Here is a 6561-nt window from a genome sequence, read left to right as displayed (position 1 = left end):
CGGCCATTCCGGCACCCGCATGGCCGAAAAGCACTATGCGCACCTCGCGCCGAGCTTCGTCGCCGACACGATCCGCCGGACGGCACCCGATTTAGAGGTGGTGGCGTCGACCGTCGTGCCGCTCGTCCGGCCTGTGGTTGCGCGGGCAGGGGTCTAAGATGCGCCGGTGTCTCGCCGCGCTGAGTCTGTACGGCTTCCTCGCCATGACGCCCTGCAAAGCCGAGGGCGCGAACGCCGCCGGCTTCGGCCTGACGTCCTGCGCAGACGCTGCGCCGCTGTTCGATCAACGCGACTACCGGTCGGCGTTCATGACATGGTCGCTCGGTTTCGCCACCGGCATCAACGCCGTGCTGGTGGTGCGCGATCGGCAGTTCCGCGACCTGTCCGGACTGAACGCAGATCTGGTGGTGGGATCCCTGCGCGCGTTCTGCACGCAGCACCCGACGGCACTGTTGGTCCAGGGGGCCGAGCGCTTTCATGCCGGCCTGCCGTTGCGCGCTTGGACGGCGCCGCGATAATCGCTCAGCTGAGAGCGAATCTTTTGTCTATTTTGATCTCAGGGCTCAACGACAAAACGATCTACGCGAGATTGTGCATCTAGACAGCTCAAGCGGGGAATACTCGAAATATATCGCGCCGAAATAAATTTTATCTTCGGTGCAAGTTTTTCTACATATTCGCCGGATGCATGGCTTGCGCACCTGTCATTGCCCGGTATGCCTCTACGGCTTGCACAATATCGAATAGTGAGCGCTGCTGACGCATTATGGTGCGTTGCACGCAGTGATTATCGCACCGCACAAATCCATGGTTCAATCGCTCATCGGTTGCCGTCCTGGACCGATGAAACCGGAGACGATCCATGCGCACGATGCGGCTTCTCACCCTTACCTTCCTCGCTACTGTCACCGTTGCGGGCTCCGCCGTTGCTGATGAGGCCGTCAACGTGACCCCGCCGCTCTTCCGTGAGCAGGCCCGCGCAACAGCGTCGGTCCGCCGGGCCTCCGAACTGACGACTACGCCCCATGTCACGGTCGCGGCTCCCGCCACCCGCAAGGTTGTGGCTGACGCTGCAGCGGTTTCCGCTCGCTAAATCGTCAGCGATGGGGCCATCCGGCGCAGATGGCCCCCGCTTCCGCTCGCGACCAACGTCCCCTTAGGATCAGATCCGCGAGTTCACGCAACCAACTGTCCCCGACTTAGCTAACCGCTTTAGGCTGGGATCATTCGCTTCCGAGATGTGGTTGCCGTCCTGCCGCGTCCAGCGGCTAGGAGCCCTTGTGTGTTCAACCCCTTCTTCGCTCCACTTCTGCTCGCGATAGAATCGCAGCAGGTCATCGAACTGCGTTTGGTACGGCTCGCTTGGGGCGGTCAGGAATCCTGGGCTGAGATGAACTCGATGGTGTTCGAGAAGATCGCGGCCGCGACCGAAGCGACAGCTACGCTATTGACGGGCGGCACGCCCGACGACGTGGTGGCTCGTTACCGAGAGCACGTAGCCGCAAACACCCAACGCCTACGAGCCTAGCTCTATCCCCGATCTGGCTACCGCGCCGGCGGCGACACCCCAAGCCGCTGCGACAGGATCAGTGAGCGGCGCGGGCCCGGGCGGTGCGTGCTGCCTGCCACGCGGCCTTGAGCGCCACGGACATGGCGGCGGCCCAGGTCGAGCCGTAGGTGAGCTGGTGGGCCTTCGCGGCGGCGGCCGCGGCGTTCGTGATGCCGGCCCGACCAAAGGACCCGTCGGCCTTTACAAGGGCGACCTTGCCGAACCGCACGGCGGCCTCGATACGCCCGCGGGCGCCGAGGAAGCCCGCCGGGACCTGCACACTGTCGCTCCGCATGTCGGAGAGGGCGGTTGACTAAGACAGGGAGCGACGGGCGGACATAGACTTTTCGCCTCAACTTCGATACTTTTAGGATCATATGAGGCGCATTCAGCGCCGTCTATGCCGTTGGCATCAAAAAGGATGCTAAAAGTATTGATGACACGCTCTCAGCTTCGAGCCGCGCGCGCCCTGCTAGGCTGGTCCCAGGATAGGCTGAGTGAGGCCTCCGGCGTATCGCTCCCGACGATCAAGCGCCTCGAGCCAGGCGAGGGATCTCTGCAAACGCGGGTCGAGACGCTCAACAAGCTGCAGACGGCCTTGGAGGCCGCTGGCGTGCTCTTCATCGGCGAGAATGGCGAGGGGCCTGGCGTGCGGTTGAAGAAGCTTCAGTAGGCAGACAGACTGTCCCACGCAGTTGGTCGGACGCAGATCCGCGGATCAAGGCTGTCTTCATCTCCGGCGCTATCCGCAAGGGAACAAGCCAGACCGGCAAGCTGCTGTTGCCAGCTCGAACGAAGATCGGGGACAATGGTACATTCCCAAGTCGCAAAGTGTGAATTCGTCGCCCACCTCGATTGGCTTTTCAGGGAGCAGGATTAAGATTCGATTCGAACTCCGGCCGATTCGGAGGCTACTAGGATTCGCGACATCGTAAGGCATCGCGTTCCGTCCGCAGCCGCGACAGTGAAGCGTCAGAGCCACGAAGTGGGCGAACCAAAAAATAATCGCGCGATAGACGCATCACGTCGGCGCTACGGTGAGGTAGCACCGGGTGCTGCGGCAGGCTTTGTTTTCCAGCTAGAACGCGCGCTTGAACATCTTTGCGATTCTGACGGTGATGCCGTCGTCGGCGTTGAAATTCTCGATGATGTTGTTGTCTATAATGGAAAGTTGGTAAAAGTCAGAGAACAAGACAAGAATTCCATCCGATCCAAAGCCGAGTTGCTCGGGGATCGGAGTGAAGCGCTATGGAAAACTCTTGCTTATTGGCTGGCGAGTGACGACTCTGTTACAGCTACACCTTGCGGCCAAGGTCCTCGTCTCATCTTCGCAACGAGCAATACACCTACGGCGCCATTGATTTTAAGTTTGGCCGCGTTAGCTAAAGCAGGACTTCAATCAGCACCTGCTGCAATTGCTAAATTGCGACAAGCCGGCGCCTTGCCGAAAACACGTAAGCGTCCGGCCGTTCAAGATATTATCGATGAAGTCCTATGCTATGATGACGAAAAGTTGACTTCATTGCTAATGCGTATTGAGGTGTGCAGTGAGACAGCTTCAAGCCCGTGCAGGCGAAAGCACATAGCAAGTCGTTTTGGTATTACCAGACGCGTGGATTCGGAATTAGTCCTCGAAGGTCTGTTTGGCTGGCTGACGAAGCGACTGATGGATCAGTGGCGTAGCGGCCAGCCAGGGCTAGTCGCGCGGCAAGAATGCGTCGAGCAGTGTCGAGCTATTGAAAGGCGCTTGGATCGTCAACGCATTCTACCGCTTCCAGAAGAAAGCATTAGCGTCACTGAAGCGGTTAGATCAGCTGCCCGTGGCCGACAATTTGTCAAACATCTCAGCTTAATTGAGTTCGATTTTGATGAGATTGCGGAGGCAATCGAAGACTGGGCGCGATTCAACACGGAGAAAAGCAGGCTGATAGTTGAAGGCCAAATACCCCTCTCAGAGTGGCCGGATCGAAGCGCTCGTCTCAAACGCCGATGGCGGCAGATATCTCGCCAAGTCAGACGAGAACGTACCAGTATGACATCTGTTGAGTTAGGGCAAATCATAGCGACAACAACCACAGGACTCCACTGTGAAATGCTTGATGGAGAGCCGTGCCCACAACAATATATGACTGCCGGAAACTACCATAGGTTGGCCGACGACAACGAAGTTTGGTGGCATCCAGATTGTGAGCCGAAAGATCATGGCGAGCGCTAATTGACCATGCGCGACGATTTCGAGCGGCGCATTTTGTTGAACGAGAGCCTGGGCGCAATTTTGGCTTGGCAGTTTGCTGCCGAGCATGTCCAGCGATCTGTTGAAGGAGATGCTCCTTCGCTTCCAGCGTTCTTGATTGCTGTACCGTTAACGCTGCACGGGCCTACTGTGAGAAAAATCAAGACCATGCGTTTTGACAGTGGCTTGATCCGGGCGGTCTCCGATGAGCCAGAACTCACGCTTTCAGCACAAGCCTGGATCGAAGCGCTAGCGCCAATCTCTCTTCGCTCGCTCCAGGTCGCCAGCTCGGCCGGCTTGCTCGCCAGAGAGGAGGTAGCAGGGTTTCCTACCTATCGCCCGGTGCGAGATCGCTTACCAGCGGAGGTCAGTGCTGACGGCTCCGAGGTGCGAGATATGCTGGCCGCCGCAAGGCGTTTGGGCGCTTGGATGGCACAGGAAGGCGTAGCAGCCACTTGCTGGCATTTGCGTATCGGGATTTGAATTATGAAGTTTTTTATCAACGCCCTAGTGCTCTGGCCGGAAAACAATGCGAACGATATCAAGGTCCATCACTTTGCAGTTGATAAAATCAATGTAATTACCGGGTGGAGCGGAACAGGAAAATCCGCAATAATCAGTATTATTGATTATGTTCTAGGGGCAAAAAGCTGTGCTATCCCATTAGGGCCTATAAGAGATGAGGTTGCTTGGTATGGATTGGTACTCACGACTGATCTCGGTGTTCTCCGGATTGCCAGGCGTAAAGCCGATTTTCGTCAGATAAGTCCTGATTATTGGATCCAACAAGGAGGAGAGTTAGAAGATAAATTGCCGAGACAAGTTGGGAGGAATGCTTCCCTCGATGATTTCAAGGTTATGATGGATACCTTGTCCGGGTTGTCGAGTTTGCGGTTGAATCCAGATCCTGATGCTATTGGATTCCACGAACGTGCGTCCTTTCGGGATTTGGCCGCATTCAATTTCATACCTCAGCATATCGCGGCAAACCCGTACACGATGTTTTTCAAAGCGGATACGCATGCTCACAAGGAAAAACTTCGGAATGTTTTGCCGTTAGCCCTCGGAATCATGACTAATGATGATCTATTGAATTTGCATCGACACGAACTTCTTCGTGGACAGCTTCGCGACATTGATGGTCAGCTTAGGCGGCGGCGAGGCGCCATGAATTTCTGGAGGGCCAACGTAACAAGTGCGTTTTATCGAGCGCAAGAACTTGGATTGCTTCCGGCTGGCGCTGCTCCTGAAGCGCTCGAGCCGATCATCGCCGCTTTGACATTGGTCATTGACCGCGCTGGGCAGCTTGCATCAACAGGAACAGATGCCCGCACAGCTAGAGCTGTTAGCCGTATCGACCGTATCAAAGAAGAAGAACGCCAACTCGATCGTGAGATCGCCGAGGCCAAGCGTCGGTTGAAGAGATTAAGAGGTTTGCGGTCCTCGTTTTCTACTTACGACGGTGTTCTTGCTGGGCAAGTAGATCGAGTCGCCAGCTTTGGATGGATGGCAGAGGCTGTATTTTCAAGCGATTCTCGGGACTGCATCTTGTGTGGGTCGAAATCTGCAGCTGCAAAGCAGGTTCTGAGTGAACTTGAGGAACCAATAGCTGATTTGCAAGACATTGTGGCCGGGACCCGCAAGGCTCGTCCGATGGTTGATCGCGATTTGATACAGATAGAAAGCGAGTTGCACGAAAAGGAACGACGCCTATCTAATCTTCGGCAAATAAGGCGTGAAATCGATGCATCGAAGCCGGCACTTGCCGGCGGGCAGAGATTGGAGGATGTTTTCAGATTTGTTGGCAGCGTTGAGCAGGCGCTTTTGAATATTAGCGCCATTGATGATGACAGCGAATTGATGAGACATCGCATTGAGATCGATGCAGAGATAAGAGAGCTCAGAAGTCTTATCGACACGACGGCTAAGGAGCGCATATCGAAAACCATCAAGGATAAGATTGGTGGAGAAATTAAGATAATTGCCGAATTTCTAAATTTATCTGATACAGACGCGAATCCAAATCTTGATTTCAACGAACTGAACATCCGTTTCGATGGAGTGGACCAAAAGAGAGATGAGTGGCTTTGGGAAATTGGGAGCGGCGAGAACTGGATGGGATATCATCTATCCCTGTTCTTATCACTGCACAAGGCTTTCTTAGACAGGGGCGCGGCAAACCCTGTTCCAACTTTTCTTGTGATTGATCAACCCAGTCAGGTTTATTTTCCAAGTGACACATTTGACGTTTCGAGCAACAATGAAACCGATGCTCGCCGTGTTCGTAAACGCTCAAGGCAGGACGATCTTCAAAGCACACGGCGGATTTTCGAAGCGCTAGCCTGGGCAGCCCAGCGCCTTGGTTGGAGACTGCAGATTATAGTTTTAGAACATGCGGACAAAACTGCATGGGGCGATGTTGATAACGTGCATTGCGTTGCAAATTGGCGGGGGGAAGGGGCCGATTACCTTCTTCCGGATAGTTGGCTCTAATAACAGTAGCCTCAGTGGCCGCGCATCCGTTATTGACGGTGATACGCTTGAGATCCGGGGCGAGCGCTTTCGCCTTGAGGGCGTCGACACGCCGGAGAGCTCCCAGGTGTGCGGCGACGCGACCGGCAAGGACTATCCGTGCGGCCGGAGGGCAGCGCTCGCACTCTCTGTCAAGATCGGCAGGGGACGTCGCGTGTGAGGCGATCGAGAAGGACCGCTACGGGCGCACTGTCGCGGTCTGCCGGCTCGGCGCGCTCGACCTGAACGGCTGGCTCGTCGAGGAAGG

9 protein-coding genes (1 of these 9 only partly in view) are annotated in these 6561 nt (G+C 55.9%); 8 read left to right on the top strand and 1 reads right to left on the bottom strand.

The window, feature by feature from the left end:
* The 4 genes from MPPM_RS05175 to MPPM_RS05160 all read left to right on the top strand — a co-directional run.
* A protein-coding gene (locus MPPM_RS05175) for a tyrosine-type recombinase/integrase (RefSeq protein ID WP_096484141.1) crosses the window boundary here: on the top strand, positions 1–157 show its final stretch. Its footprint begins 1145 nt before the window's first position; the window shows 157 of its 1302 coding nt (coding positions 1146–1302); the start codon falls outside the window, past its left edge; the stop codon is at positions 155–157.
* Position 158: 1 nt separating this feature from the next.
* A complete protein-coding gene (locus MPPM_RS05170; protein ID WP_096484140.1) occupies positions 159–518 on the top strand; it encodes a hypothetical protein in 360 nt (119 codons plus the stop codon).
* 344 nt (positions 519–862) lie between these two features.
* Positions 863–1093 (top strand): hypothetical protein, encoded by a 231-nt coding sequence (locus MPPM_RS28785; protein ID WP_096484139.1) that lies wholly within the window; start codon positions 863–865, stop codon positions 1091–1093.
* A gap of 189 nt (positions 1094–1282) precedes the next feature.
* Positions 1283–1528 (top strand): hypothetical protein, encoded by a 246-nt coding sequence (locus MPPM_RS05160; protein WP_096484138.1) that lies wholly within the window; start codon positions 1283–1285, stop codon positions 1526–1528.
* Positions 1529–1586: 58 nt separating this feature from the next.
* On the opposite strand, the gene MPPM_RS05155 is transcribed toward MPPM_RS05160, so the two are convergent.
* Positions 1587–1844 carry a hypothetical protein gene (locus tag MPPM_RS05155; protein ID WP_244573471.1) on the bottom strand — a complete coding sequence of 86 codons (258 nt, stop codon included), beginning with the start codon at positions 1842–1844 and terminating at the stop codon, positions 1587–1589.
* A 141-nt stretch (positions 1845–1985) separates the two neighbouring features.
* Here MPPM_RS05155 and MPPM_RS05150 point away from each other — a divergent pair, with 141 nt between their 5' ends.
* From MPPM_RS05150 to MPPM_RS05145, 4 genes are all read left to right on the top strand, one after another.
* On the top strand, positions 1986–2222 hold the full coding sequence (locus tag MPPM_RS05150) for a helix-turn-helix domain-containing protein (RefSeq protein ID WP_173807879.1): 237 nt from the start codon (positions 1986–1988) through the stop codon (positions 2220–2222).
* Between the two features lie 291 nt (positions 2223–2513).
* Positions 2514–3764 (top strand): ABC-three component system protein, encoded by a 1251-nt coding sequence (locus MPPM_RS27825; protein ID WP_157914117.1) that lies wholly within the window; start codon positions 2514–2516, stop codon positions 3762–3764.
* A gap of 6 nt (positions 3765–3770) precedes the next feature.
* Positions 3771–4265, top strand: coding sequence for a three component ABC system middle component (locus tag MPPM_RS27820; protein ID WP_157914116.1), 495 nt, complete (start codon positions 3771–3773; stop codon positions 4263–4265).
* A gap of 3 nt (positions 4266–4268) precedes the next feature.
* Positions 4269–6275 carry a DUF3732 domain-containing protein gene (locus MPPM_RS05145; protein WP_096484136.1) on the top strand — a complete coding sequence of 669 codons (2007 nt, stop codon included), beginning with the start codon at positions 4269–4271 and terminating at the stop codon, positions 6273–6275.
* Positions 6276–6561 lie beyond the last annotated feature (286 nt).

Origin of the sequence: Methylorubrum populi (assembly GCF_002355515.1) — a bacterium.
In the GTDB taxonomy this organism is placed as follows: Bacteria; Pseudomonadota; Alphaproteobacteria; order Rhizobiales; family Beijerinckiaceae; genus Methylobacterium; species Methylobacterium populi_A.
This window is presented reverse-complemented; position numbering and strand designations above follow the sequence as displayed.

What these genes read in the sequence shown, in the direction of transcription:
- MPPM_RS05170 (WP_096484140.1), top strand. Translation starts at nt 159, where the DNA reads ATGCGCCGGTGTCTCGCCGCGCTGAGTCTGTACGGCTTCCTCGCCATG.
- MPPM_RS05155 (WP_244573471.1), bottom strand. Translation starts at nt 1,844, where the DNA reads ATGCGGAGCGACAGTGTGCAGGTCCCGGCGGGCTTCCTCGGCGCCCGC.
- MPPM_RS05150 (WP_173807879.1), top strand. Translation starts at nt 1,986, where the DNA reads ATGACACGCTCTCAGCTTCGAGCCGCGCGCGCCCTGCTAGGCTGGTCC.
- MPPM_RS28785 (WP_096484139.1), top strand. Translation starts at nt 863, where the DNA reads ATGCGCACGATGCGGCTTCTCACCCTTACCTTCCTCGCTACTGTCACC.
- MPPM_RS05145 (WP_096484136.1), top strand. Translation starts at nt 4,269, where the DNA reads ATGAAGTTTTTTATCAACGCCCTAGTGCTCTGGCCGGAAAACAATGCG.
- MPPM_RS27820 (WP_157914116.1), top strand. Translation starts at nt 3,771, where the DNA reads ATGCGCGACGATTTCGAGCGGCGCATTTTGTTGAACGAGAGCCTGGGC.